The sequence below is a fragment of the Vibrio nigripulchritudo ATCC 27043 genome, assembly GCF_000222685.1.
Classification (GTDB): Bacteria; Pseudomonadota; Gammaproteobacteria; order Enterobacterales; family Vibrionaceae; genus Vibrio; species Vibrio nigripulchritudo.
Genome location: NZ_AFWJ01000112.1, coordinates 45,869 through 69,584, shown reverse-complemented (window position 1 = coordinate 69,584; position 23,716 = coordinate 45,869). Strand labels below are relative to the sequence as shown.

Here is a 23,716-nt window from a genome sequence, read left to right as displayed (position 1 = left end):
CCTTACATCACTTATCAGCTAATCGTCAGTTAGCCCCTTCTAGAATGGCTCCCCGTTGAAGCAACACATCGAATTTATTCCTGGAGAGAACCATGATTTCACTAAACCAATCTCAACGTATCCTTGCTGCTAAGCGTTCTTTTGTTACTCGTCGTGTTCCTGAAAAACTCATGCAGACTTTGGTCACGGGCATTCAAACGCCAAAAGCAGGCGACTTGGTATTAGCTAAAGTTACATTACTTGGGCATCACAAACGCAGTGAACGTGTAGATGGACGTCGAGCTTCATTATTTGAAGGCGACGAGGTTATTCTGGCTTATGGTAACCGCTACGCACCTGACCAGTTTGAAGCGGTAGTACCTGATTCATTGCAAGCCTGCCACATGGTCGCGGCAGGTGGTATCGCAGGCACTGCACTTAGCTGGCACGACAAAATTGATTTCCCGACCGAGATCCGCCCTATTGGCTTGGTTGGCACTGCGGAAGGCAAAGTCATCAACTTAGCTGATTTCAAAGTTGAGCCTCAGATAACTAATCACAAAGTGCCAAATGTAGTTGTCGTCGGCACGTCTATGAATGCTGGTAAAACCACTTCAGCAGCACACATCATTCACGGTTTGAGCAAAGCGGGCTATCAAGTTGGTGCAATGAAAGTTACTGGCACCGGAGCAGGTGGCGATTTATGGCTTATGCAAGACGCAGGTGCGCATTCTGCTATCGACTTCACTGATGCAGGCTACCCAACTTCCTTTAAAGTGGAATTGAATGAACTCAATCAGATCGTCGATACATTATCTGCTGAACTCATCGACCGTGGCTGCAATGCCATCGTAGTTGAAATAGCGGATGGTGTGTATCAACGTGAAACTCGCGCCTTATTGCAAAATCCTGATTTTAAAGCGAACTACAGAAACATAGTATTCACCGCTCGTGAATCTTTAGGTGCAACATCCGGAGCTCAATGGCTAACAGACCAGGGTTATTATGTTCCAGCAATAAGCGGCATGATTTGCGCGTCTCCGCTTGCACACCGAGAAGCCGCTAAGCAAATCGACGTCCCTGTGTATAACCTTGTGCAACTTGTCGAACCTCAAATCGCACAGTCATTACTCAACATGCCCGCTCAATCTGAAGAGAAACTGACGGCATGAAATTAGTGCCACTAAGCCAGGGAATACGTGTTCGCTGGCTTTTTTCTTTGATATTTATCGGGATCATCATCGCCTCAATGAATGTGTCTAGCATGTTGATGCTCAAGCAATTGTGGCAAAGTAACTGGGACATCACGCTGTTGCTCATGTTCCTTGGCATCGCATTAGGCATATTGGCATTTAGTCTTGTGGAAGCTTTTTGGGCAGAGAAGCTCGGTCAGCATTATGTGAAAGAGGTACGACATCAACTTTACACCGTGTTGATGTCCGCCCCTGAATACCGGGCTCCTAAAAGACTCGGGGTGATGATGACCCGACTTATCACAGACAGTAGCAATATTAAAGACTGGGCTAGTCAGGGAGCGGCGAAGCTGGTTACGCATGGCTGTTCCATCATTGGGTATTTAGGCCTGCTCGTCACATTGTGGGGGAATTCGGGCATATTGATTGCTGGGGTTACTCTCTGCGCCCTGCTAGTAGGACTATTGTTAAGCCCCAGTCTTTTTGAGCTGGCTCGCGAGCTTCGCCGAGATCGCGGTCGGCTAAGCGGTCACCTGTGCGAACGCATAGTTTCCTATCGGTGCGTCAATCAATTCCGTCAGATCAAACGAGAAGGCAGTCGGCTGAATCGAGCCAGCGACAAGTTAGCTCTGACCTCTATTCACGAAACCGTTGTTCAAACCGCCCTAACCCAACAAACTTCTGTCTGGCTGCCTGTCACTTTAGCGTGTCTACTACTTACCTCTGTGTGGCAAGACAAGATTCAGGCAGAAGACCTGGCTACACTACTCCTGATCCTCGGATTGCTGTTCCACTCATTGCGGGAAGTTCTGCTCAGTTGGGGGTATGCGATTACCTATATCGTTGCGAAACGTCGGCTTGAAGCCGCCATGTCAGAAGCCGTAAAAATTTCACCTCATCGAAACAATCGATTGAGTCACAGAGAAGCCCACAGCATTAAACTGAAGAATCTTAGATTATGTGAACATGATGAAGCTGTTAATGTGGACTTTTCTCAAGGGGAAGTCATTCACCTAACAGACTGGAAGCAAAACAAACGATCTCAGTTAAGTGAAGTGATAACCCGACACAGTTTGCCATTTGACGGAAATATAGTGATATCAGGTCGAAGACTGGACTGGTTAAGCCCAGAAAGCCTATCTAAGAGCATCATTCATATCCAAGAAAGAAGTCAGCTGTTTCGCGGAACGATTTTAACTAATGTTCGATACGGCAGACGAAAAGCCACAGATAAAGAAATTCGCCGAGCATGTCACTTGGTCGATATTGATACAGAGAAACTCAGTCAGCCTGTACGGGAGTTCGGCTTAGGTCTGGAGCCTGAAATGAAAGATAAGATATTGGTTGCGAGAGCGCTTTTGCTAGAGCCAAGATTACTCATCATAGACCGGTTATCGATATGCCAGAACAAACCTCTGATTGACACCTTGTCGAGTTTCGCTAGTCAGGAAACATTCACTTTGTTTATTACACATTTTGTTTCCGAAACATGAAAAAGGGAAGCCACTGGCTTCCCTTTTAAAATTCGGTAGAAGTTATTCCGATACTTTAACGATTCGGGCACTGCCTTCTTCGATGTACCATGTACCTTGTTGCTTCTGACATGCCGTAAACTCACCTTGCTGCGCTTTCTCTTCACGAGAAAATGAGTACTGTAAATCACGGCAGACATATGTGCCTTCCAGTGTTGTTGTCTCGACATCAGAGCTTTCAAACGTTGTTACACCAACCTTAGACACAATTAAATCTTGCTGCGGACCCGCTGGCTGGATGTAATCATGATGAACGTAGCCACGTACGTTACCTTCCTGCTCTACCAACACCCATGGTTTACCACTAGCCTGAGCTAAAACATTAAATTCCTCACCTTTGATAAGCTGACCAATCTTCTGGCTGGATTGGCGAGGACCAGAACGCAGATTTAGCGCAGTGGTGGTTTCGTATGAGACGCCTACAAACACCAAGCTTTGGGTGGTATCAACAGAATTTTCTACAGGGTATTCCACCTGAACAGATTGAACTTCCGGCGAAGCAACTTTAATGAGCCATTTCGCAGCAGTCGCAGAGTCGATGCCTTGCCATTCGCTTGTTCCCTGAGATTCTAAAGCTTCGATAGATTGCTTAAGGAACTGGTCACGCGCTTGCTGGCTGAAGAATTCATCAAGCTGAGTGCTAATAAGACCAGAACTGGAGCTACCTGAAACATTACTTGTCTGTGATGCTTCTGAGCCTTTACCAGTGCTCTGACATCCTGTCAGCAGGATCAACCCTGCGCACCCGATAAGACTTTTAATTGAAAGTGGGCGTAATTGAAATTTTCGGTTCTGCCATGACATTGATATGGGGTCCTTATATTTTCTGTTCGGCAAGCGGTGTGTTACTTGCGTCAATACGCATTTCATCCGATCCATGCTCTATGCGATTTTCTTCGCCAGCCCAGCAAAAGAAATACCGCAAAGCCAGTGAGCAACAGGTTTGATATGCATTAAATCAGCCATCGTAACATATGCATATGGTGTATTTACATACTATTGATATTCAAGTGCAACAAACATCAAAATATTTTTTTTTAGAGTCAAATCACGAGGAAGGGGGACGATGTCCCCCTTATTACTTTCTCATTTACATTTGGCAGTATTATGACGAATGTATCTCATCATGTTTATGCACAAGACCGAAGTCTGCTAAAACGGCATACGCGGCTGGAATCATAAATAAAACCAATAAGGTAGACGCAAATATACCAAACACGATTGATATCACCAGTGGCTGGATTACCTGTGCCTGTAAACTGGTCTCTGTGAGCAAAGGAAGTAAGCCAGCTGCCGTTGTCATCGAAGTTAAGAATACAGCTCGAAATCTTTCCCGGCTGGCTTTCACGACGGACTCATGAACGCTGTCTCCTTCATCGACATGATGCCGTATGTATTGAACCAGAAGAATCGAGTCGTTCACCACAATGCCCGCTAAAGAGACAAATCCCATAATGCTTGGCATGCTCAATGAGTGACCCAGTAGGAAATGCCCCCAAATCACACCGATGAGAGCTAATGGGATCGCGATCATCACCACAAATGGCTCCAGGTAACTGCGGAACTGATAACTCAGAATCACGAATACACCGAAAAGTCCCAGCAAGAAGCCACTCGCAATAGAGCTTCCGGTTTTGGCTGCGTCTTTTGCTTCCCCTTCAAAGTCGAATCTCAACCCTGGGTACTTACTCATCAACAAAGGAGCCTCATCCGCTCGGAACTGATTAATAATTTCAGATGAGCTGGCTTTCGCGTTATCGACATCGCCATACACACTGATGGTTCTCAACCCATCTATGCGCTGGATTCGAACATAATTACGCTGAAAACTTAACGTTGCGATAGCACCCAGCGGAATTTGGGAGCCATCCGACTTTATGATCGGAAAATTCGCGAGCTGCTGCAAATCCCCAGCCTGTTTCTTATCAAGCTGAACTTCTATTTTGATGTTTTCTACACCAATCTGGATTTCATCGGCAGTCTGCCCGAAAAAAGCGGCGCGAAGCTGACCCGCAATCATCTGCCCGTTTATTCCAAAGGTTTCAGCGCCGGGGCGAAGCTTCACCAGCACTTCTTCTTTGCCAAGCCTCATATCATCGAGCACGCCGTGAACGCCATCAAATTCGTTCAGGTAATTCTGGATTTCGACAGACGCAGCTTTTAGTGCTTCCAGATCGTCATGCTTAGCGCGAATTTCGATGGCGCGACCACCCGGTCCCACTGTTGGCTGTTTAAAGACAAGCGAAACAGGCTGCGCCAGTTCTCCAACTTCGTTACGCCAGGCGTCAACAAAATCATCAATCAGCGCGTTTCGGGTCTCTGCTCCCAAAAGATCCAGACGAACGGTTGCTAAATGCGGCCCGGATTCATCCGCATCGGCGTTCATGTTGTAACTGCTGGTAATGTGCTGAACTAATGTGCGTCCGCCTTCCACCCGTTCGCTCCAGTCTTCATTCAGCTTTTCAGCAGCAAGTACGATTTTATCGACCACTGCTTCTGTCTGGCCCAGTGAAGCACCCGGAGGAAGAATAATTCGGGCTTCCGCGATGTCTCCGTCCAGATCCGGGAACGGGACAAATTTCACTACCCCACCGGCTATCAGAGCGATGGAGGCAAGTAAAGTTGCCAACACTCCCCCAAGAAAAGCGTATCGCCATTCCACCACTTTCGAAACTGCGGTCACCAATTTTGTATTGCGAAAATGTTCAAATCGCTCCAGCAAAACGCGTTTGAATCTGAGTGACGGGCGATCGTTTTTCTGTTTGTGCAACGAATGAGAGAGATGATTGGGGAGTATCAGGAAAGCTTCCACCAAACTCAGGCAAAGAACCAGAATCAAGACTTGTGGAACCGCTCGTAGTACGGCTCCCATCTCGCCTTCCAAAAATAGGAGGCTACCAAAGATGCACACCGTGGTCAGGAAGGAAGACAATACACCAGGGAAAACTTTGCGCACACCGTTATAGACGGCTTCATCGACACTTTGACCGCGATCGAGGTGAGACGCTATTGACTCTGCGATCACAATAGCATCATCCATCATTATCCCGATTGCCATGAGTAACCCGACCAAAGACATAATATTGATGGAAAGACCAAGGTTTGCCATTAAGAACATTCCGCCGAGGAATGCTACCGGAAGACCGGCTGCCACCCAGAAAGAATACCGAAAGCTGAAAAACAGCCACATGGTCGCGAACACCAGAATGATCCCCTGCCAACCATTATTCAGCATCATACTAAGACGATCCCAAAGTACGGAAGACATGTCATTCGTCAGTTCCAGTGTCACGCCATCTGGCGCAATCAATCGCTGATCTTCAACAAACTTCACTACCTGATCTTTGATTCTTAACGCATCGTCGGCTTTGTTTTTACTGATTTTCAACACTGCGGACGGCTTTCCATCAAACAGGATCTTCTGCTCATCCAGTTCGAACCGATCTGTAATAGTGGCAATATCCGCCAAGCGAATCACACTGCCGTTTGAGGCTGAACCAACCACAATCTGGCTGAGTTCCTCTGGGGTGACTCGGCGCTCGTCAAAGCGAATCAGGAAGTTTTTATCTGGCGTTTCAATGTTGCCGCTGGGTAACTTGACGTTTTGTCGACCAATTTGATCGGCAATTTCCCCAACACTCAACCCCAACTGCCTGATGGCAATCGTATCCAGTTCAACTCGGTACTGGTGGTCTGAAAAACCGCTGACATCCACTAAGGACACACCGTAATCCAGTTTGAGAGTGCGTTTGAGCTGCTCTGCATAAGCTTTCAATTCTGGCCAGGTCGTGTCTGCGGTGATCGCCACATCAACCACCGGCTCATTCCAGTCCATTTCACGTACGACAGGCGATTCAATTTCGTCTGGGAAATCGTTAATGGAATTGATCTGAGTCTGAACGTCCACCAGCATGCGCCCAATGTCTGCCCGCTCATCAAGTTTTAGAATTAAGCGAGCAGAACCCTCAATCGCTTCACACCGAGTTTCTTCAATATTGGCAAGCCCGTCAACGGCATCTTCCATACGTACACAGAGACTTTCTTCCACTTCCTGAGGGGAAGCCCCGGGATAAACCACCCCCGCCATAATGTAAGGAGGAGAAAATTCCGGAAAGGTTTCTCGCTTCAATTTAGGCAGTGACGTTAACCCAATGATCAATAGAGCGAGCATCAACAGGTTAGCGGCAGTCGGGTGTCTGGCAAAAAATCGAATCATTCTCTTGCCTCCGAATTACTGTTGGATTTCAGTTGCATGCCTTCAATAGCGGGAAGCAAGTCGTTCAAAATGAGCAACTCTCCCTGTTCAATGTCTCCTTCGATCACCACCTTATTATCACGACGGTACAATACAGTGACAGGTTGAATCCTGAGAGTACTGTTTTGATCTTTGAGGTAGATTCGAGAGCCATGAAGCGCACGTTCAGGGATCACCCAGCTTGGGTTTTCCTGCCCGATAATTTCTGCTTTGACGAACATGCCATTCACCAGAGGGGGCGAATTTTGGGGTTTGAGATCTCGATAGTCTTGCTCGATTTCTAGTATGACGCCTACGGTAGCCTGATTTGGGTCAACGGTTTCGCTGACTCGCGTTAGTCTCGCGTCCCATTTCGCGGCTAAGCTTCCGCTCGTCAGCTCGATACTGGCTGAAACCGCATCCGTATCCGGGTTTGGAACACCATTTTCATCCCGTTCAAATTCACCCAAGCTGTAAATCAAAGTTCGCATGTCGTGAATTGCCAGCTGGGCTTCCACTTCCATGGTTTTCACACCGTGAGCCACAACCATTGTCTGCTGTAAGTTAACCACTTGGTTCACTTCAATATCGACTTTGGAAATTCTCATATCCTGAGGCAGAATTACCGAGGTTTTTTCCAGTGAGCGTTGCGCTTCTTTCAACTTGGATTGATTCACTTTTACCAGTGCATGAGAGACTTTTCTTTCATCAGGAAACAATGCCAGTTGGTTTTGAATATCCTGAACCAGTTTTTGCTGAGACAAATAAGATTGGTTTTGCTGGTCCACATCAGATTGCGAAGTCAGCCCTTTCTTTCTTAGATTTTTCTTACGTTCAAGTTCAGTCTTACTGATCGCCAGTCGGTTTTCTTCGATCTTTAAAGTGCTGGTCAAATTGGTCTGTTCAAGATCGAGTTTTGCTAACTTTGTCTGACTGGAACTGAGATCAGCCTCTGCCTGAGCAAGTTTCAGCTCGTAGTCGAGAGGGTCGATTCGCAAAATTTCGGTTCCTGCTTTTAGCATTCTGCCGTTTTCAAGCTGCGGATGACGGTACACCACTTTTCCAGACACCTCTGCAATGGCTTTCCACTCCAGTTTCGGTGTGACAGTTCCGAAACCGATAACAGCAGGCGCCATTGATTTGAGTTCCAGTGGCATCGTTTCAACCAGACGAGAGCGATCACCTGCTGGCTTGGTTGAAGGTGTTGGGCGTAAGTTAATCGCCAGAATAAGGATGACAATGCCAACAGCCAGTACTGGGAAAAACAGCAACTTGCGTTTTAAAGCCATAAGTTACTCCTCGTGATTTTGATTTTCAGAAGGTGAAATTAAAAAGCCTCGGGACAATAACTGCAGGTTGTGCTCTAGCAGCCGCGCTAGAAAGTCTTCGTCCAACGACACTTCGTGAATTTTTAACAATTGGGGAGGGGCAATAAACGGGAACACCATTAAGCTGATGTAACTGACTTTGCAAAGCAAAGGATCAAGGTCCGGTTTTAATACACCATTACTTTGAAATTTATGAAATATCAGTTGCTGCGCTGGCATAGCGATTTCCATAAATACTTTTTCCATCAGTTTTCGCTGTACTGCACTTTCTTCCATCATCATGATTCTGCAGACCAACCTCGGAAAATCAGGGATTTTTGACATCATGCCGTAGTAGGTTTTCATGATGCCGAGGAAATCTTCGTCACTGCTTGTTTCCTTGATGGTTTGTCCAATGTGTTCCTTCATTGGCGCTAAGGTTTCTCGCAACATGGTTTCAAACAATCCATCCTTGCTACCGAAGTAGTAGCGAATCATCGCCATGTTCACGCCTGCTTTTTCTGCCAGCAGGCGAGTGGACACTTTCTCATAAGGATGCTGAGTAAAGAGTTCACGCGCTTTGAGAATAAGCTTTTCTCTTGCATTGGTTTTTTCTGCAGGACGCCCGACTTTACGGCTCATTTCTATCTCCAGAATTAATCATTCGAATAATTATAGGAGCCAAAATTTAAACAAAACAGCAGAATAATTAATCAGTATTTAATCATTTGATTAATTTCCTCCTTGAGCGATTCACTTATACAACATGCTTCTTTTTGAGGATTTCTCCTACTAACTGATCCGATATGAAGAAAAAATCAACGAAAGGGTTGACGCACCATCAGGAGTACGGTACTAATTTGTTAACTTAATTTTGTGGAAATGTTTTTACATGACATCTCGTTTTTCTATCCTGCTTAGCCTCCTCCTTATCGTGATTCGATCGCGCGGGTAGGCAGTGGAAGAAAAATAACCACACAGATTCTTAAAACCCGCATTCAAATGCGGGTTTTTTTATAACTTAAGAAAATAAAAAATCGGCATCTGCGGACAGAAAACGATTAACCAACAGGAAAAGGACAGCAAACATGAGCGATCAGGTCATTATTTTCGATACAACTTTGCGTGATGGCGAGCAGGCATTGTCAGCAAGTTTAACTGTGAAAGAAAAACTGCAGATCGCTTATGCACTCGAAAGATTGGGTGTCGACGTGATTGAAGCGGGCTTCCCAGTATCTTCTCCTGGCGATTTCGAATCCGTACAGACCATTGCTAAAAATGTTAAAAACAGCCGTATTTGTGGTCTTTCGCGTGCCGTTGCGAAAGACATTGATGTAGCTGCCGAAGCTTTGAAAGTCGCCGAAGCGTTCCGTATTCACACCTTTATCTCAACTTCTACCGTTCACGTTCAGAACAAATTGCGTCGTGACTATGAAGACGTCATAGAAATGGGCGTTCAAGCAGTTAAGCGAGCTCGTAAGTACACCGACGATGTTGAGTTTTCTTGTGAAGATGCAGGACGCACACCCATCGATAACTTGTGCCGTATGGTGGAAGCTGCCATTGATGCAGGTGCAAGCACCATCAATATCCCAGACACTGTGGGCTACACGGTTCCAGGTGAGTTTGGTGCAATCTTTGAAACCCTGTTTAATCGAGTTCCGAATATCGATAAAGCGGTGATTTCAGTGCATTGTCACGACGACTTAGGTATGTCAGTGGCCAACTCAATTGCGGCCGTTCAGGCTGGCGCACGCCAGATTGAAGGTACCATTAACGGTATTGGTGAACGTGCGGGTAACTGTGCGCTAGAAGAAGTGGCGATGATCCTTAAAACACGCGCCGATTTGTTGAATGTCACAACCAATATTAAGAGCGAAGAAATTTACCGCACCAGTAAGTTGGTGAGCCAGCTTTGTAATATGCCAATCCAGAGTAACAAAGCGGTGGTAGGAGCGAACGCATTCAGCCACTCCTCAGGTATCCACCAGGATGGCATGATCAAAAGTAAAAACACTTACGAGATCATGACTCCAGAATCTGTCGGTCTAAAGAATCAGGCGCTTAATCTAACCAGCCGAAGCGGACGTGCCGCGGTTAAGAACCACATGGATACCATGGGGTACAAAGAAGACGAATATAACCTAGACACGCTTTACGCCGATTTCCTAAAACTTGCCGATCGCAAAGGTCAGGTTTTCGATTACGACCTGGAAGCATTGATGCACTTTGCGAACTTGCGCGAAGAAGACGACTACTTCAAGTTGAATTACCTAAGCGTGCAATCTGGCAGTGTCATGGCGACCACTAGCATCAAGCTGCAATGTGGCGATGAAGAAAAGAGCGAAGCTGCGGTTGGTAATGGTCCTGTCGATGCGCTTTACCAATGCATTTACCGAGTAACGGGTTACGACATCGTTCTGGATAAATTCGATCTCACTGCCAAAGGTGAAGGTGAAGATGGCTTAGGTCAGGCAGACATCATCGCTAACTATAAAGGCAGAAAATACCACGGAACTGGGGTATCTACCGATATTATTGAAGCCTCTGGTCAGGCTCTATTGCATGTAATTAATAGTATTCATCGTGCAGACCAAATTGCTGACATTAAGCAGAAAAAAGATAAGATAGAGACAGTATAAAAATACAACGAGAGCAACATAAATAAGCACAGTGCTTTTAGCACAGAATAAACAGACCGTTCGCTCTCGATTTTAAATTCAAACACAACTTAACCAACAAGGAATATTTAACCATGGCAGGCTCAAGCTACAACATTGCCGTATTACCGGGCGACGGAATTGGTCCGGAAGTCATGCAACAGGCTCACAAGGTACTGGATGCGATTGAAAAGAAACACGGTATTACCTTTCAACGTGAAGAGCATGACGTCGGCGGCATTGCGATTGACAACCATGGTTGCCCGCTACCAGAGAGTACGGTAAAAGGCTGCGAAGATGCGGATGCCGTTTTGTTTGGCTCGGTTGGTGGTCCAAAGTGGGAACATCTTCCACCGAATGATCAACCTGAGCGTGGTGCATTACTTCCACTGCGTAAACACTTCCAACTATTTTGTAATTTACGCCCAGCGCAAATTCACCAAGGGCTAGAAGCCTTCTCTCCTCTTCGAGCGGATATTTCTGAACGTGGTTTCGACATTGTTGTGGTTCGCGAACTAACTGGTGGAATCTACTTCGGTCAGCCAAAAGGTCGCGAAGGTGAAGGTCCAAACGAAAAAGCGTTCGATACAGAGATCTATCATCGCTATGAGATTGAAAGAATCGCTAAGATTGCTTTTGAATCTGCTCGCCTTAGAGACAAAAAAGTCTGCTCTATCGACAAAGCTAACGTACTTCAAAGCTCTATTTTATGGCGTGAAGTGGTTGAAGAAATTGCGAAAGACTACCCAGATGTCGAGCTTTCACACATGTACATCGACAACGCGACTATGCAGCTCATCAAAGATCCTTCTCAATTCGATGTGATGCTTTGTTCAAACATCTTTGGCGACATCATTTCTGATGAATGTGCCATGATCACTGGCTCCATGGGTATGCTGCCATCTGCTAGCCTTAATGAAAGCAAGTTTGGCTTATACGAACCTGCTGGCGGCAGTGCACCAGATATCGCAGGTAAGAACATTGCGAACCCAGTGGCTCAGATCCTTTCTGCTGCACTGATGCTACGTTACAGCCTGAATGAAGAAGCAGCCGCGCAAGATATTGAAGCTGCAGTTTCAAAAGCGCTCGCAGCGGGTGAACTGACAGGTGATTTGGCAGGAGATAAGCCAGCACTTTCAACGTCCGAAATGGGCGACAAAATCGCCGAGTACATCATCAACTCATAACAGACAGGTAAAGCGTGAGTACAGATTGAATTTAAAATACAGCGATGAGCCGTTCATCGCTGAATCGGGCTCACGTACAAATTGAAATACTGAGCGCTTCGCTCAAGGAAGAAGCAATGTCGAAAACATTATACGAAAAAATTTATGACGCCCACGTCGCAGTTGCGGCAGAGGGCGAAAACCCTATCTTATACATTGACCGCCATTTGGTTCACGAAGTGACCTCTCCGCAAGCTTTTGATGGTCTGCGTGAAAAGGGACGTCCGGTTCGTCAAGTCGGCAAAACGTTTGCCACAATGGATCACAATGTGTCGACTCAAACCAAGGACATCAATGCCTCTGGTGAAATGGCGCGTATTCAGATGGAAACGCTGTCTAAGAACTGTGAAGAGTTTGGTGTCACCCTTTATGACATTAACCACAAATACCAAGGTATTGTGCACGTTATGGGTCCTGAGCTAGGGATTACCTTGCCGGGTATGACCATCGTTTGTGGTGACTCTCATACCGCGACTCACGGTGCTTTTGGTTCATTGGCTTTTGGTATCGGGACTTCTGAAGTTGAGCACGTTCTGGCAACTCAAACCCTAAAGCAAGCTCGTGCTAAAACCATGAAGATTGAGGTGAAAGGGAAAGTTGCAGAAGGCATTACCGCAAAAGATATCGTACTTGCCATCATCGGTAAAACCACCGCCGCAGGCGGTACTGGCTACGTGGTCGAATTCTGTGGCGAAGCCATTACCGACCTGACGATGGAAGGTCGCATGACGGTCTGTAACATGGCTATCGAACTGGGTGCAAAAGCAGGTCTGATTGCGCCAGACGAAACCACCTTTGACTACATCAAAGGGCGTAAATTTGCACCTCAAGGTCAAGATTGGGAAGATGCAGTTGAATACTGGTCATCACTGAAAACCGATGATGACGCAGAATTTGACGCAGTTGTGACATTGGATGCAACTCAAATCAAACCACAAGTCACTTGGGGAACGAACCCTGGTCAAGTTATCGCGGTAGATGCCAGTATCCCAGCACCTGACAGTTTCGCAGATCCAGTAGAAAAAGCCTCAGCCGAGAAAGCACTGGCTTACATGGGCTTAGAAGCGGGTAAGAAGCTATCAGATTACAAGGTAGATAAAGTATTTGTAGGCTCCTGTACTAACTCCCGAATCGAAGACATGCGCGCTGCTGCCGCCATTGCTAAAGGTAAGAAAGTAGCAGGTCATGTTCAGGCTTTGATCGTTCCGGGGTCCGAGCAAGTTCGTTCACAGGCTGAACTGGAAGGACTGGATAAAATCTTCATTGACGCTGGGTTCGAATGGCGTTTACCTGGCTGCTCCATGTGTCTGGCAATGAACAATGACCGTCTGGGTCCCCATGAACGCTGCGCATCGACCAGTAACCGTAACTTTGAAGGGCGTCAGGGTCGTGATGGGCGTACTCATCTAGTGAGTCCAGCCATGGCAGCTGCCGCAGCCATTGCCGGTCACTTTGTCGATATTCGTGAATTAGAGCAATAAGGAACTTATCATGTCAGGTTTTAAACAACATACAGGTTTGGTTGTTCCTTTAGATGCAGCCAATGTCGATACCGATGCCATCATTCCAAAGCAGTTTCTTCAGAAAGTAAATCGCATTGGATTTGGAATTCACTTGTTCCATGACTGGCGTTATTTAGACGATGCGGGAAATGAGCCAAACCCAGAATTCGTAATGAATGCACCTCGTTACCAAGGGGCATCTATCCTGCTAGCTCGAGAGAATTTTGGATGTGGCTCCTCTCGCGAACACGCACCGTGGGCACTGGCTGACTACGGCATTAAAGTCATGATAGCTCCAAGTTTCGCTGATATTTTCTATGGGAATTCCATCAACAACCAGATGGTTCCTGTTCGTCTAACTGAACAAGAAGTCGATGAGATTTTCGAGTTTGTACATGCCAATGAAGGCGCACAAGTAGAAGTGGATCTTGAAGCGATGAAAGCTCGAGCCAATGGCAAAGAGTACGGTTTCGAAATCGACGAATTCCGTCGCCACTGCCTTTTAAATGGTTTGGATAATATTGGTTTAACACTTCAACATGAAGATAAAATCGCCGAATACGAATCCAAAATCCCTAGCTTCTTGGCGTAAACGCTTTCAAATCTAAGCCCCGGAATGGGGCTTTTTTTCTATTCAACGAAAGAATTCTCAATCGGCGTGGGTCTCCTATACTAATCACAATGACGACCAAAGAATTTTTTGACTATGAGAATCTTACTGACTGTTTTTATTTTTCTTTTTTCAAGCCTGTCTTTTGCTGCACCAAAGTCCGACCTTTGGGAGTTTTGGCAGAAAAACAACGAAAGCAATACTGCCACCATATCGCATCAAGCTTGGGATGAGCTTCTGAAGAAGTATTTAGCCGAATCAGGTCAGCATAATCTCTTTGATTACGCAGGTGTAACTGCATCGGATAAAGCGGCTCTTAAGGGTTATATCCAAAATCTGGCATCACAAGACCCAAGAAGCTACCCACTTAAAGAGCAATACGCTTATTGGGTAAATATGTATAACGCCATCACCGTGGATTTAATTTTAGATGACTACCCAGTGAAATCCATTACCAAATTAGGCGGGCTGTTTAGCTTTGGACCTTGGGGTGAGAAGGTGGTGAAAGTAGCAGGTAAAGACTTGACGCTAAACGATATTGAACATCGTATTCTTCGCCCTATCTGGAATGATCCTCGTACACATTACGCGGTCAACTGTGCAAGCCTGGGCTGTCCTAATTTACAAACGACAGCATTTACCGCAGACAACACGGAAGCGCTTCTAGAACAAGCAGCCCAATCATTTGTGAATAGCGATAAAGGGGTATCTTTGAATTCAGATGGTGCTCAATTGTCTTCTATCTACGAATGGTTTGTTGCCGATTTCGGTGGAAACGAAGAAGGTGTTATCGCACACCTAAAGCAGTACCGCTCTGATTTGCCACTGAATAACAGCAGCAAAATCAAATACGACTACGATTGGGATCTAAATAAACAATAGCTTCTCTTTTTAGATGAAGATAGGTTTAGAAACTTGAACCCGGCTGTTTGAGAAATTCAATTTCTTCTTCTGTCGATACTCGCCCTAAAATTTCGTTACGGTGCGGGTATCGACTAAATCGTTCAATAATGACTTTGTGTTTATATTCATAGTCCAGATTGTTTTCTACGCCGTTTTCTTTAAACAGCTCAACCGCATGCTCATGAACCTTAAGAGATTCACTGTGCATAAATGGCATATACAGAAACGTTCGTTCTGTTTGAGTTAACTCTTTGTCTAGACCTAATCGAATCGTCTCTTGAGCCAATGCAAGAGCCAGAGGATCAGAGGAAAATGCGGTTGGTGTTCCACGATGAATGTTCCTTGAAAACTGATCCAGTACGATCACTTCCGCTAATCGCCCCTGAGCAGATTCACGCCAATCGCTTAATTCACATTGAGCAGCTTGAGCTTGCAGGTCGCCAAAGCGAGACTTAATAAGCTTATCCAGCTCTTCACCACCAGCAAACCAATCTTTTGGTGTAAGTTCACTAAACCAAAAATCAATCACTTCCTTGTACATAGATTCTCCTTGGGGTCACTTAAACCCTTTTTCCTTTTTGATTAAGTCATACGCAGACTGGATCTCCTGCGCCTTTTCTTTCGCCACTTGCATCATTTCTGGAGGCAAGCCTTTGGCGACGAGTTTATCTGGATGGTGCTCATTCATCAGTTTGCGATATGCACGCTTCACGGCTTTCGCGTCAGAAGAATCGGAAATACCCAGCACTTTAAAGGCATCAGAAAGCTGACTTGCGGACGATGGCTGCCACTGTCCAGAAGATCGCTGCTGATGGCTGCCCGACTGGCTCCCACCAAAGCCGCCTCCTCCACGCTGAAAACGAAAAGCCGCTTCTTGCATCTGCAAACGTTGTTCAAGCTGTTGTGACGAAAACCCAAGACCTTGTGCGATAACATGGAGTACATTGCGTTCACTTGGGTGCAGGTCGCCATCTGCAAACGCAGCCGAGATTTGCAGTTCCAAAAAGAACTGTAGCAGGTCAAACCGACCACCTGTTGCAGAACGAACACTCGCTAGTGTTTCTTCCAGCGGAAAATCCGATGACTTACCGGAACGAAAAGCATCCTGTGCCGCGCGTCTTTGTTCCCCATGAAGGTTCATTCGCTCCATCATGGTCGTTGCAAGCTGAATTTCTTCTTTAGTCACCTGCCCTTTCGCTTTAGCGACATGCCCCATAACGGCAAAAGCACTTTTAAAGAACTCTGCTTGTTTTTCAGCTTGAGATGGACCACCAAAACCTTTTGAGGAGGAAAATCCACCTGTTTGACGGTTTCTCGCCTTATCAAATTGATGCCCTAAAAAAGCCCAAGAATCGCCCCAGGGATGTTGCCAAAAAGGAAACCGAAAAAAAGGCCAAGAATTTTGCCAAAAATCTGCATTATTGTGCTCTCAATCTATGAATTTTTGCGAACTACCGCGGTCTTATAGTGTCGGTTAATACAAATTCCTTTATGATAAAGGGCGATGTTTTAATTCGGTGTCCGACTACTTTACCGAATGGATTAGGTTTCACAGGATAGCTCAACTCGATGTCTTTTTCTTCCCGCACATTTCTGGCAGCTTCAATTGGCGCTGCACTCACCGTGCCTTCGACACAAGCCGATACCCATAATGATGATAGTGTGCAGGAAATGCCCGCTATAGATCAATGTTATGTACCGGAAGTTGGAGCACCAGATGCAGACGAACAGCCGGTTTTTGTCGAAGCAGACAGTATTACGGCAATAGCTGAAAAACAGGCTGTATACCAAGGTGATGTGGTCATCACTCAAGGGCACCGCAAGATGAAAGCCGACTCTGTCACCCACAACCCTGTTGAAAATACATTGCGCGCCGAAGGTAATGTTCAGTTTAGTGATGGGCAAATAAAGTCCCATTCAACAGTTGTTACTTCCAATGTTGACGATGAATTAGTCACGATGGAAAACACACAATACCGTTTTCTCTGTGAAGCAGGGAGAGGTGAAGCGACAAGAGTGTTAAAAACTGGTCAAGCTATATACGAAATGGAAGACGGCACTTTGACTGCCTGCCCAGAGGGAGATAGCTCATGGCGAGTAAAAGCATCTTCTATCGAGCTGGATCAGGATGAAGAACAAGCATACTTTTACAATACGCGTTTTGAAGTATTAAATGTTCCAATCTTCTACATGCCTTATATGAGTATGCCTGTAGGAGACAAGAGAAAATCTGGCTTATTATTCCCAAGAGTTTCTCTAGATACCAATGATGGCTTAAGTGTAAACATACCTGTTTATTGGAACCTAGCACCCAATTATGACCTGCTTACCCGATTTAACTATATGGAAAGAAGAGGTCTTCAACTTGACGCTAACTTTCGTTACCTAACAAATTATGGCTCAGGTAACTTAAGAACCGAATATATCGCTAGCGATAGGAAAAACGAAGAGTTAGGTTCTCGTTGGGGATTAAACTACTCTCACAGTGGAATTGTTCTACACAATTGGAAACTGGACATTGACTATTCACTGGTTAGCGACGTCAATTATTTTAGAGACTTCAAATCAAGTATCGGTAATCGTGAAGATGGTCAGTTAATTCAAACCGGTAGTGCCGCATACCGTACTCAAGATTGGGATCTGACTTTAACAGTCAAAGACTTTCAAATTTTGGATGAGAATGCCACTCAACCATACCAAATGCTTCCCCAACTTAAATTTAATTACTACTCACCTGATTTTTATAGTGGGGTCAACTTTGATCTTACAAGTCATATAAGCCGCTTTGTAACTGAAGATAGTAAAAAACCTTCTGCAACTCGAGTTCATGTTGAGCCTGGCGTTGTCGTCCCATTTTCAAGACCTTGGGGTTCTCTTACGGGTGAAGCACGAATGCTGGCCACTTACTACCAGCAGGAAATTGACAGTTCAAGTGATCCGGTATTAAAGGAACAGATATCAAGAACGTTACCTGAATTAAGGCTCCACGGAATTCTAAATCTTGAAAGGGACGCGGGTAGCTATATACAAACACTGGAGCCTCAGGTTCAGTATTTATACATTCCAGAAGTCGAGCAAGAGGGGATAGGTCTCTATGATACCACTCTCCTTCAAACTGATTACTACGGGTTATTCCGAAGCAGAAAGCACAGTGGTGTAGACCGTATACAAAAAGCGAACCAGTTCAGTTATGGAGCAACAACACGCTTTTATGACGGCGATTACAAAGAACGATTGAATGTTTCATTCGGACAGATCTACTTTTTAGAACCGATATCATCTGGTGAAAATGCATCTAATTATTCCGCCTGGGCGGTTGAAACAGACTTTAATTTTAACGACTACTTGTTCTACCACGGTGGAGTCCAGTATGACATCGAATCCAGTGCGATTCAGTTAGCTAATAGTGCTCTTGAATATCGTTTTAACGGCGGGTATGTTCAATCAAACTATCGCTATGTGACGAAAGAGTATATTGAAAGTGCTATAGATGGATTGGATGTATCCAATATTACTAAAACGGGTATATCTCAGGCTGGCTTACTTGCTGCTTATCAAATCACACCAAAATGGCACTTAAACGCACAATACTTCTACGACGTAACAGTGAAACAAAATCTAGAGTGGCTAGCAAACCTCCGATATCGTTCGGATTGCTGGTACATCAGCTTTACCTATAGCAATCAGTTGAGAGGGTGGAATGGAAACTTTGTAACCGATCCTAATGCTACCCCAATATATGACGACAACTTTGCCATAAACTTTGGCATATTCGGCTTCGGTACGTCTGTAGGGGCTCCATCTTTAACCTCTGCTGGCAACGCTCTGGGTTACGGTCGCCCGTTTTATCTAAACAACTAATTTATCTTTTTCAGAGAACTCCTCTGAAAGTAATGGAAACAACATGAAAATGTGGAAAAAAACACTCTTAAGCCTCACTATTGCACTCGGTTCGTTTGGTGCATTTGCTCAACCCGTTGAGTTAGATAAAGTCGTTGTTATCGTTAATGAAGGCGTTATCCTGCAAAGCGACATCGACTCCGCGCTCAAAACCATTCGAGCAAATGCGCGAGCAGCCAACCAGGCACTACCAAGCGCAGATATTCTCAGAGATCAAGTGCTGGAAAAACTCATCTTAGACACCATTCAAACCCAGCAAGCAGAGAAGCTAGGCGTACGTATAGATGACAACCGCCTTGAGCTTGCGATAAAAGAGATCGCTGCCAACCAGAAAAAATCCGTGACACAACTTCGTCAGTCTTTATCTAAAGAAGGCTTAAGTTACGCCGAATTTCGTGAGCAGGTTCGAAACGAAATTGCCGCATCTGAAGCTCGAAATGCGCAAGTGCGTCGCCGTATCAACATTCTTCCTGCCGAAGTTGAAAGCTTGGCGGAAATTCTGGCGAAAGAGAGCAACGCCACTGTTCAGTACAAAGTGAATCACATTCAGCTTCGCTTCAATGACAACCAGACAAAACAAGAAGTGGAAAAACAAGCGAAACAACTCGTTTCTCAGATCAACGCTGGTGAAGACTTTAAAACCATGGCGTACACCTATTCCAAAGGACCAAAAGCGCTGCAGGGTGGCGACTGGGGTTGGCTAAGAAAAGAAGAGATGCCAACCATCTTTGCAGATCAGATCACCACACAAGGTAAAGGTGCAGTAATTGGACCGTTCCGTAGTGGCGTGGGTTTTCATATTATAAAACTTGAAGACGTCAAAGGGCTTGAAACCGTTGCGGTCACCGAAGTGAACGCGCGTCATATTCTGATCAAAACATCGGTTATCTTAAGTGATGAGGGAGCCAAGCGAGAACTGAATGAATACATTCGCCAGATCAATGCGGGAGAGCGCACGTTCGGTGACTTGGCACAGCAATATAGCGCAGATCCGGGGTCGGCTGCAAATAATGGTGAACTTGGATTCCAAACTCCAGATCTCTACGTTCCTGAGTTCAAACATCAAATTGAAACTCTTCCAGTAGGCCAAATCAGTAAACCTTTCGAAACCGTTCATGGCTGGCACATTGTTGAAGTGTTAGACAGAAGAAAAGTGGACAGAACCGACTCTGCTCTCACCAACAAAGCCTATCGAATTCTCTTTAACCGCAAATTCAATGAAGAAGTGGGAGCCTGGATGCAGGAAATTCGTGCAGGTGCTTACGTAGAGGTGTTAGGAGAAGAGAATGACAGTTAGACGAATTGCAGTCACAGCTGGTGAACCTGCTGGCATAGGACCTGACCTGGTTCTGGCACTGTCCAAACATGACTGGGCGCACCAGATCATTGTTATCGCTGATAAAACGGTTCTGGCTGAACGTGCTAAACAACTCAATATTGACGTTGAATTGATCAGTTACGATTCGGAAAATCCAGCGTTACCACAGAAAAGCGGCACACTCATTGTTGACCATATACCTGTTGCCACTCCAGTTGTTGCGGGCGAGCTCAACGAATCCAATGGTCACTATGTTCTGAATACGCTAGAAAGAGCCGCCGAAGGCTGTATGAAAGACGAATTTGATGCTATTGTCACCGGCCCTGTGCACAAGGGGATCATTAACAGAGCAGGAGTCGCGTTTAGCGGGCATACAGAGTTTTTCGCTGACAAATCGGATACTCCTCTCGTAGTAATGATGCTGGCAACTGAAGGTTTGCGTGTCGCGCTTGTCACGACGCATATTCCTCTGGCTTATGTCTCCCAAGCTGTAACCAAGGATCGCCTTGAAAAAATCATTGAGATCTTACACAAAGACTTAGTGGAAAAATTTGCCATTAAGCAGCCTAAAATTTATGTATGCGGATTAAACCCCCATGCAGGTGAAGATGGATGTCTGGGGATGGAAGAAATTGAAACCATCACTCCTACATTAGAAAAAATCCGCAAGGAAAAAGGTGTCGACTTAATCGGTCCTTTACCTGCCGATACCATCTTCAACCAAAAATATTTGCAAGAAGCGGACGCCGTTTTGGGCATGTATCACGACCAAGTTCTTCCTGTATTAAAATACAAAGGTTTTGGTCGTTCTGTTAATATAACGCTCGGTTTACCGTTCATTCGTACATCAGTAGACCATGGTACAGCACTTGATTTGGCAGGGACAGGTCAGGCGGATACAGGAAGTTTCCAAACAGCGCTCACGCACGCTATCGAATTAGTAGAGAAGAAACAATGAGAAACGATGTCCACTTAGGACACAAAGCGCGTAAACGTTTTGGTCAGAACTTTTTGAACGATCCATACATTATTGATGGCATCGTGTCTGCGATTAGCCCTAAACCTGGACAAAATCTGGTTGAAATCGGTCCTGGTCTGGGGGCAATTACAGAGCCAGTAGGCAAAGAAGTCGATAAGTTTACGGTAATTGAACTCGACCGAGATCTGGCAGAGCGTCTGCGCACTCATCCAGACTTAGCAGAAAAACTGACCATTCACGAAGGCGATGCTATGCGTTTTGACTTCACTCAATTAGTGAAGCCAAATAACAAATTGCGCATTTTCGGCAACCTTCCATATAACATCTCGACCCCATTGATGTTCCATCTTTTTGAATTCCATAAAGACATTCAAGATATGCACTTTATGCTTCAAAAAGAGGTCGTAAACCGCCTAGCAGCGGCACCTGGCAGTAAGGCATATGGTCGATTAACGGTAATGGCCCAATACTTCTGTAAAGTTGTCCCTGTACTGGAAGTGCCACCAACGGCATTTGTTCCACCACCGAAAGTAGACTCGGCAGTAGTAAGATTGATGCCTTACGAAGAACTGCCTTATCCAGCAAAAAGCCTGAAATGGCTAGATCGTGTATGTCGTGAAGGGTTTAACCAACGTCGTAAAACCGTTCGCAACTGTTACAAAGGTCTGCTGAGCCAAGAGGTGTTGGAAGAGCTTGGAGTAAATCCAAGTATGCGCCCTGAAAACCTGACACTCGAACAATTTGTCGATATGGCAAACTGGCTAGATTCTAACCACTCCAGCTAGAATCTATCCTCATAAAGCAGACAAATGACCAATACCTAAGTTACCTCAGGGTGTTGGTCTCGGCGTGAATTTCTTGGTTTTCAGGCAAGACATCGATTTAAAGATCTAGTGGGTCTAAATCAAAAATCGATACCGCAGCATGAAAGCCAAGAAAACTCGCCCCTGGGAGCTAATCCTCTTTCCCATCTTCTGGTTAGATCATCAGAAATACACAAGCCACTGTAGCGAATGAATTACTTGAACTGCAACAGAAGTTTAGCTCTGAGGCCTGCACCTTGAGGCAACTTGGGTATAACTCTGTTATAGTTAAGAAAAATACCGGACTTAAGGCTTTTTTACGCCTTCAAGGAGAGCCTATATGGAAGTATCCCATCCTTGTGTTAAATGTCAGGTGCATACCAAGTATGTACCCGAGCAATCCCAACCGGATCAAAACCGCTACGTCTTCGCTTATATCATCACGATTAAAAATCTCAGCCAGCAAACCGTGCAGCTAATGAGCCGAAAATGGCTGATTACCGATGGAAACAGCAAACAGTTAGTTGTAGAAGGTGATGGTGTCGTGGGAGAACAACCTGTTATCGAGGCAGGTGATGAATATACCTACACCAGCGGTACCGCCATCGAAACCCCCATTGGTGTCATGCAGGGTCACTACATCATGCACGATGAAGCTGGCGCAGAATTCAAAGCAGACATCGACCCTTTCCGTCTGGCTATTCCCAATATCTTAAATTAAGGAGTTCATTTCTTGGCTAACTACATTGTTGGTGATATTCAGGGTTGTTACGAAGAACTGAAACTTCTGCTCAAACAAGCAGACTTCAACAAGAATTCCGATACGATCTGGTTTGCTGGTGACCTGGTTGCCAGAGGACCAGACTCTTTAAAAACTCTCAGGTACGTCAAAAAACTTGGTTCAGCAGCAAAAGTCATTCTGGGAAATCACGATCTGCACTTACTCGCTGTTTATCATGGTATTAGCCCTCTAAAGAAGAAAGACAAAACTGCGCCAATTATCAATGCTAAAGATTGTGATGAATTGATGGCTTGGTTACGTGAACAACCACTAATGATTGAGCACGATGATTTTGTGATGTGTCATGCTGGAATTTCTCCTGAATGGGACCTAGAAACCGCGCGTCGGGAAGCCAAAATTGTGGAAAATATTCTGCAAAGCGATCGATGGGAATGGTTGCTTGAAAATATGTATGACAATCAGCCCGATACCTGGGACGAAAATTTACAAGGTATCGAGCGTTATCGTTATACCATTAACGCTTTCACTCGAATGCGTTTCGTCTTTCCCGATGGTCGTTTGGATATGGCGTGTAAGCTTCCGCCATCAGAAGTAGAAGATGGATCCTTAATGCCTTGGTTTGATCTTCCAGATAGAAAGCCGCTAGGCAAAGCTGTTTTATTTGGTCACTGGGCAGCACTTGAGGGAGTTCAAAGAGAAGATCTTATTGGTCTGGATACTGGGTGTGTCTGGGGAGGCGAACTCACAATGATTCGCTGGGAAGATAAGCAGATCTTTACCCAAAGCGCCCTTTCGGCGGATTAAACCTTTCTGTAGATTAAAGCATTC

18 protein-coding genes and 1 pseudogene are annotated in these 23,716 nt (G+C 45.4%); 13 read left to right on the top strand and 6 right to left on the bottom strand.

Going from position 1 to position 23,716, the window contains the following annotated elements:
- The first annotated feature begins 92 nt into the window (after window positions 1-92).
- Window positions 93-1,151, top strand: a complete 1,059-nt coding sequence (locus RH89_RS10845; protein ID WP_004401797.1) for a P-loop NTPase family protein — start codon at window positions 93-95, stop codon at window positions 1,149-1,151.
- Window positions 1,148-2,665, top strand: a complete 1,518-nt coding sequence (locus RH89_RS10840; RefSeq protein ID WP_004401796.1) for an ABC transporter transmembrane domain-containing protein — start codon at window positions 1,148-1,150, stop codon at window positions 2,663-2,665. The genes RH89_RS10845 and RH89_RS10840 overlap by 4 nt, the downstream gene beginning before the upstream one ends.
- Window positions 2,666-2,707: 42 nt before the next feature.
- Here RH89_RS10840 and RH89_RS10835 read toward each other — a convergent pair whose 3' ends face one another.
- The 4 genes from RH89_RS10835 to RH89_RS10820 form a co-directional block, all read right to left on the bottom strand.
- Window positions 2,708-3,508: an SH3 domain-containing protein gene (locus RH89_RS10835; protein ID WP_004401795.1), complete on the bottom strand. Its 801-nt coding sequence runs from the start codon at window positions 3,506-3,508 to the stop codon at window positions 2,708-2,710.
- Window positions 3,509-3,809: 301 nt separating this feature from the next.
- Window positions 3,810-6,920: an efflux RND transporter permease subunit gene (locus RH89_RS10830; RefSeq protein WP_004401794.1), complete on the bottom strand. Its 3,111-nt coding sequence runs from the start codon at window positions 6,918-6,920 to the stop codon at window positions 3,810-3,812.
- The gene (locus tag RH89_RS10825) at window positions 6,917-8,227 is read right to left on the bottom strand and encodes an efflux RND transporter periplasmic adaptor subunit (RefSeq protein WP_004401793.1); all 1,311 of its coding nucleotides are present in this window, start codon (window positions 8,225-8,227) and stop codon (window positions 6,917-6,919) included. Before RH89_RS10825 ends, RH89_RS10830 begins: the two co-directional genes overlap by 4 nt.
- A 3-nt stretch (window positions 8,228-8,230) precedes the next feature.
- Window positions 8,231-8,887: a TetR/AcrR family transcriptional regulator gene (locus RH89_RS10820; RefSeq protein WP_004401792.1), complete on the bottom strand. Its 657-nt coding sequence runs from the start codon at window positions 8,885-8,887 to the stop codon at window positions 8,231-8,233.
- A gap of 446 nt (window positions 8,888-9,333) precedes the next feature.
- Between RH89_RS10820 and leuA the strand changes: the two genes are divergently transcribed.
- From leuA to RH89_RS10795, 5 genes are all read left to right on the top strand, one after another.
- Window positions 9,334-10,887: a 2-isopropylmalate synthase gene (gene leuA, locus RH89_RS10815; protein WP_004401791.1), complete on the top strand. Its 1,554-nt coding sequence runs from the start codon at window positions 9,334-9,336 to the stop codon at window positions 10,885-10,887.
- Between the two features lie 113 nt (window positions 10,888-11,000).
- Window positions 11,001-12,092, top strand: a complete 1,092-nt coding sequence (leuB, locus tag RH89_RS10810) for a 3-isopropylmalate dehydrogenase (RefSeq protein ID WP_004401790.1) — start codon at window positions 11,001-11,003, stop codon at window positions 12,090-12,092.
- 116 nt (window positions 12,093-12,208) lie between these two features.
- The gene (leuC, locus tag RH89_RS10805) at window positions 12,209-13,612 is read left to right on the top strand and encodes a 3-isopropylmalate dehydratase large subunit (RefSeq protein WP_004401789.1); all 1,404 of its coding nucleotides are present in this window, start codon (window positions 12,209-12,211) and stop codon (window positions 13,610-13,612) included.
- A 10-nt stretch (window positions 13,613-13,622) separates the two neighbouring features.
- Window positions 13,623-14,225, top strand: coding sequence for a 3-isopropylmalate dehydratase small subunit (leuD, locus tag RH89_RS10800; protein ID WP_004401788.1), 603 nt, complete (start codon window positions 13,623-13,625; stop codon window positions 14,223-14,225).
- A gap of 114 nt (window positions 14,226-14,339) precedes the next feature.
- Window positions 14,340-15,125 carry a DUF547 domain-containing protein gene (locus tag RH89_RS10795; RefSeq protein ID WP_004401787.1) on the top strand — a complete coding sequence of 262 codons (786 nt, stop codon included), beginning with the start codon at window positions 14,340-14,342 and terminating at the stop codon, window positions 15,123-15,125.
- 25 nt (window positions 15,126-15,150) lie between these two features.
- On the opposite strand, the gene RH89_RS10790 is transcribed toward RH89_RS10795, so the two are convergent.
- Window positions 15,151-15,687: a DUF924 family protein gene (locus RH89_RS10790; protein ID WP_004401786.1), complete on the bottom strand. Its 537-nt coding sequence runs from the start codon at window positions 15,685-15,687 to the stop codon at window positions 15,151-15,153.
- Between the two features lie 15 nt (window positions 15,688-15,702).
- A pseudogene (gene djlA / locus RH89_RS10785) lies at window positions 15,703-16,565 on the bottom strand (co-chaperone DjlA).
- Window positions 16,566-16,715: 150 nt separating this feature from the next.
- On the opposite strand from djlA, the gene lptD reads away from it, so the two are divergent.
- From lptD to RH89_RS10755, 6 genes are all read left to right on the top strand, one after another.
- Complete coding sequence (gene lptD, locus RH89_RS10780) at window positions 16,716-19,007, top strand: LPS assembly protein LptD (protein ID WP_004401783.1); 2,292 nt, start codon at window positions 16,716-16,718, stop codon at window positions 19,005-19,007.
- Window positions 19,008-19,050: 43 nt separating this feature from the next.
- Window positions 19,051-20,343, top strand: a complete 1,293-nt coding sequence (gene surA, locus RH89_RS10775; RefSeq protein WP_004401782.1) for a peptidylprolyl isomerase SurA — start codon at window positions 19,051-19,053, stop codon at window positions 20,341-20,343.
- The gene (gene pdxA, locus RH89_RS10770; RefSeq protein ID WP_004401781.1) at window positions 20,333-21,322 is read left to right on the top strand and encodes a 4-hydroxythreonine-4-phosphate dehydrogenase PdxA; all 990 of its coding nucleotides are present in this window, start codon (window positions 20,333-20,335) and stop codon (window positions 21,320-21,322) included. Before surA ends, pdxA begins: the two co-directional genes overlap by 11 nt.
- Window positions 21,319-22,128, top strand: a complete 810-nt coding sequence (gene rsmA, locus RH89_RS10765; RefSeq protein ID WP_004401780.1) for a 16S rRNA (adenine(1518)-N(6)/adenine(1519)-N(6))-dimethyltransferase RsmA — start codon at window positions 21,319-21,321, stop codon at window positions 22,126-22,128. The genes pdxA and rsmA overlap by 4 nt, the downstream gene beginning before the upstream one ends.
- A gap of 358 nt (window positions 22,129-22,486) precedes the next feature.
- The gene (apaG, locus tag RH89_RS10760; RefSeq protein ID WP_004401779.1) at window positions 22,487-22,867 is read left to right on the top strand and encodes a Co2+/Mg2+ efflux protein ApaG; all 381 of its coding nucleotides are present in this window, start codon (window positions 22,487-22,489) and stop codon (window positions 22,865-22,867) included.
- Between the two features lie 12 nt (window positions 22,868-22,879).
- Window positions 22,880-23,692, top strand: coding sequence for a symmetrical bis(5'-nucleosyl)-tetraphosphatase (locus RH89_RS10755; RefSeq protein ID WP_004401778.1), 813 nt, complete (start codon window positions 22,880-22,882; stop codon window positions 23,690-23,692).
- The last annotated feature ends 24 nt before the right edge of the window (window positions 23,693-23,716 follow it).

Coding starts and splice junctions, on each gene's coding strand:
- pdxA (WP_004401781.1), top strand. CDS start 20,333: ATGACAGTTAGACGAATTGCAGTCACAGCTGGTGAACCTGCTGGCATA.
- leuC (WP_004401789.1), top strand. CDS start 12,209: ATGTCGAAAACATTATACGAAAAAATTTATGACGCCCACGTCGCAGTT.
- RH89_RS10830 (WP_004401794.1), bottom strand. CDS start 6,920: ATGATTCGATTTTTTGCCAGACACCCGACTGCCGCTAACCTGTTGATG.
- RH89_RS10820 (WP_004401792.1), bottom strand. CDS start 8,887: ATGAGCCGTAAAGTCGGGCGTCCTGCAGAAAAAACCAATGCAAGAGAA.
- RH89_RS10835 (WP_004401795.1), bottom strand. CDS start 3,508: ATGTCATGGCAGAACCGAAAATTTCAATTACGCCCACTTTCAATTAAA.
- RH89_RS10845 (WP_004401797.1), top strand. CDS start 93: ATGATTTCACTAAACCAATCTCAACGTATCCTTGCTGCTAAGCGTTCT.
- RH89_RS10825 (WP_004401793.1), bottom strand. CDS start 8,227: ATGGCTTTAAAACGCAAGTTGCTGTTTTTCCCAGTACTGGCTGTTGGC.
- leuA (WP_004401791.1), top strand. CDS start 9,334: ATGAGCGATCAGGTCATTATTTTCGATACAACTTTGCGTGATGGCGAG.
- RH89_RS10795 (WP_004401787.1), top strand. CDS start 14,340: ATGAGAATCTTACTGACTGTTTTTATTTTTCTTTTTTCAAGCCTGTCT.
- apaG (WP_004401779.1), top strand. CDS start 22,487: ATGGAAGTATCCCATCCTTGTGTTAAATGTCAGGTGCATACCAAGTAT.
- RH89_RS10790 (WP_004401786.1), bottom strand. CDS start 15,687: ATGTACAAGGAAGTGATTGATTTTTGGTTTAGTGAACTTACACCAAAA.
- leuD (WP_004401788.1), top strand. CDS start 13,623: ATGTCAGGTTTTAAACAACATACAGGTTTGGTTGTTCCTTTAGATGCA.
- leuB (WP_004401790.1), top strand. CDS start 11,001: ATGGCAGGCTCAAGCTACAACATTGCCGTATTACCGGGCGACGGAATT.
- lptD (WP_004401783.1), top strand. CDS start 16,716: ATGTCTTTTTCTTCCCGCACATTTCTGGCAGCTTCAATTGGCGCTGCA.
- rsmA (WP_004401780.1), top strand. CDS start 21,319: ATGAGAAACGATGTCCACTTAGGACACAAAGCGCGTAAACGTTTTGGT.
- surA (WP_004401782.1), top strand. CDS start 19,051: ATGAAAATGTGGAAAAAAACACTCTTAAGCCTCACTATTGCACTCGGT.
- RH89_RS10840 (WP_004401796.1), top strand. CDS start 1,148: ATGAAATTAGTGCCACTAAGCCAGGGAATACGTGTTCGCTGGCTTTTT.